Annotated in this window: 3 protein-coding genes; 2 read left to right on the forward strand and 1 reads right to left on the reverse strand. The window is 47.9% G+C overall.

Features of this window, described 5'->3' with window-relative positions; all coding sequences use genetic code 11:
* Both RMO35_RS11750 and rplY read left to right on the forward strand, forming a co-directional pair.
* A partial coding sequence (locus tag RMO35_RS11750) for an adenylosuccinate synthase (RefSeq protein WP_309741417.1) occupies positions 1 to 933 on the forward strand: 933 nt, incomplete at its 5' end.
* Between the two features lie 122 nt (positions 934 to 1055).
* Complete coding sequence (gene rplY / locus RMO35_RS11755; protein WP_309741418.1) at positions 1056 to 1352, forward strand: 50S ribosomal protein L25; 297 nt, start codon at positions 1056 to 1058, stop codon at positions 1350 to 1352.
* A 452-nt stretch (positions 1353 to 1804) separates the two neighbouring features.
* On the opposite strand, the gene RMO35_RS11760 is transcribed toward rplY, so the two are convergent.
* Positions 1805 to 2968, reverse strand: a complete 1164-nt coding sequence (locus RMO35_RS11760) for a GuaB3 family IMP dehydrogenase-related protein (protein ID WP_309741419.1) — start codon at positions 2966 to 2968, stop codon at positions 1805 to 1807.
* Between the last annotated feature and the right edge of the window lie 19 nt (positions 2969 to 2987).

Raw genomic sequence — 2987 nt, forward strand, 5'->3', positions numbered from 1 at the left:
GGCCCCACCTATGCGGACAAATCCGAACGGATGGGGGTGCGAATCCAAGATTTGATGGATGCTGACTCATTCCGCGAGCAAATGCTCTGGACGATCGCCCAAAAGAATGAGATCCTAGAAAAGCTCTATCATCTACCGCCACTCGATCCAGAGCAAGTAACCACCGAATATCTGGGTTATGCCGAACGGTTGCGCCCACATATCGTCAATACTTCGCTCAAAATATATGATGCGGTGCGTCACCGTCGCAATATTTTATTTGAAGGCGCTCAAGGGACATTACTCGATCTCGATCACGGTACCTACCCTTATGTAACATCCTCCAACCCGATTGCCGGGGGAGCTTGTATCGGTACTGGCATCGGCCCTACGACGATCGATCGAGTCATTGGGATTGCCAAAGCTTACACTACTCGTGTGGGTGAAGGGCCATTCCCGACCGAACTCGACGATCGCAGCGGTGAAATTTTGGGCGAGCGTGGGGCTGAATTTGGCACCACTACCGGACGAAAACGTCGCTGTGGTTGGTTTGATAGCGTCATCGGTCGTTATGCTGTCCGGATCAATGGGATGGACTGTATGGCAATTACCAAGCTTGATGTCCTCGACGAGTTCGAGGAAATTCAAGTCTGTGTTGCTTATGAAATCAACGGCACCCAAACTACTGATTTCCCCAACTCCGCTCGGGACTTTGCCAAGTGTCGTCCAGTTTACAAAACCCTACCGGGTTGGAGACAGGATACTACGGAATGTCGATCGCTTGAAGACCTGCCACAAGCAGCCTTGAACTATCTCAAGTTCTTAGCTGACTTGATGGAAGTGCCGATTTCGATCGTCTCCCTCGGCCCCAGCCGCGACCAAACGATCATCGTCGAAGACCCAATTCATGGGCCGAAACGAGGTCTATTATCAGCGGATGGTACACCAGTTTAATAGTTAATAATTAATGGTTAATAATCGATCGAGAGTAGCTCACGATCGATTATTAACGATCGATTGCTAAGTATTAAGCTTGGTTTGAACGCGTAAAATTTATCAAATAACTACTAACAATCATGGAAATCTCAGTCGAATTAAAACAACGCGTTGCTGGTAGTAAACCCAATACCCTTCGCCGCAACGGGCATATCCCCGTCAATCTTTACGGACACGATGGAGATAAGTCTCTACTCCTGACTCTCGATGCTAAAAGTGTTGAGAATCTCATCAAGAAAGCTAGAATCAACAAAACTCCAGTGGAAGTCAGCATTCCTGAATTAGATTGGAAAGGTATGACCGTAATCAAGGAAATTCAAACTCATCCTTGGAAAAACTTCCCCTATCACTTGAGCTTTTTTGCAGTTAAAGATTAGGGAATAGAGGATAGGGGATATGGAATAGTGAGTAAAATTTCGATTCCTAATCTTAATCTATACTTATTTGCTAATAGTATTACAACCAAAGGGGGAGAACGAAAGTTCTCCCCCTTTTTTATCTGATATCGGGCTATTAATAACCACCTAAAACTTTCTCGCCTATTCTCTATTCCCTATCCTATCCCCTAAAAAAAGGAACCGCCCAAGACACAATTAAGTGTCTCAGGCGGGATGTGGTGTGAGGAGTGAACGGAAACATCAGCTTCCGTCGATCTTAATTGTAACAGTACCCTCTAAAAATCGGGGGGGACTATTTTGTCGAAATAGCAAGTTTGTGGTCGGTTTTTCAGGTAAATATTTATTGCTAAAGTCACTTGTCTACGCCGACGATCGCGTGCATAGTTTATTTGCACTAGTGCGATTGAGCTTTGTCATCCTGCTGTTGATTTCTACTTGCCCATCCCTAACTGTTGCGCCTTTTGATAGACTTTACCTTCAGTCAGGAGTGAGGGGGCAATTACGACCTCGACTTGTTGCATTTCCTTGATAGTTTTGGCACCGAGGGTACCCATACTAGTTTTGAGCGCACCTAACAGATTGTGAGTACCATCATCTAATTTTGCTGGCCCCGTGAGGATTTGAGCGAGGGTGCCAGTGGTACCGACTTTGATCCGCGTCCCTCTGGGTAATACGGGGCTAGGAGTAGCCATGCCCCAGTGGAAGCCGCGTCCGGGAGCTTCCGCCGCCCGTGCGAAGGGAGAACCAATCATTACCCCATCAGCACCACAAGCGATACATTTACAGATATCGCCACCAGTAACCAAGCCACCATCGGCAATTACGGGAATATATTTACCTGTCTGCTTGAAAAACTCATCTCGTGCCGCTGCACAGTCAGCTACGGCAGTTGCTTGGGGTACGCCGACTCCCAGTACCCCGCGAGAAGTACAAGCCGCTCCAGGCCCGATACCGACGAGGACAGCGGCTGCGCCTGCTTGCATTAATTCCAACGTAATATCATAGGTGACACAGTTGCCCAATACCACAGGCATTGGCATCTCTTTGCAGAATTTAGCCAAGTTGAGTGGTTCGATGCCTTCGGGAGCCAGAAATTCTGTCGAGACGACAGTAGCTTGAATAAAGAATAAATCTGCACCTGCTGCGGCTACTGCTGCACCAAATCTAGCCGCCCCAGCGGGAGTGGCACTTACTGCGGCAATGCCACCAGCAGCTTTGATCTCGGCAATTCTTACGCCAATTAATTCCGGTTTGATGGGAGCAGCATAGAGTTCCTGCATCAGAGATACAAATCCATCGTTCCCAACAGCCGCAATTCGATCGAGAATAGGGTTGGGATCTTCATACCGAGTTTGAATCCCTTCCAAATTGAGTACGCCGAGCGCACCGAGTTTTGATAACTCAGCCGCCATGCGGACATCGACCACCCCATCCATTGCGCTAGCAATAATCGGGATTTCGCGCTTGATATCACCAATTTGCCAGCTAGTATCTGCCAAACTGGGATCTAATGTTTTGCCGCTAGGCACTAGGGCTATTTCGTCAAAGCCATAGGCTCTACGAGCCGTTTTCCCTTTCCCAATTTGAATATCCACGATCGATCCGACCTTCTTC

The sequence above is a fragment of the Chamaesiphon sp. OTE_20_metabat_361 genome, assembly GCF_031364565.1.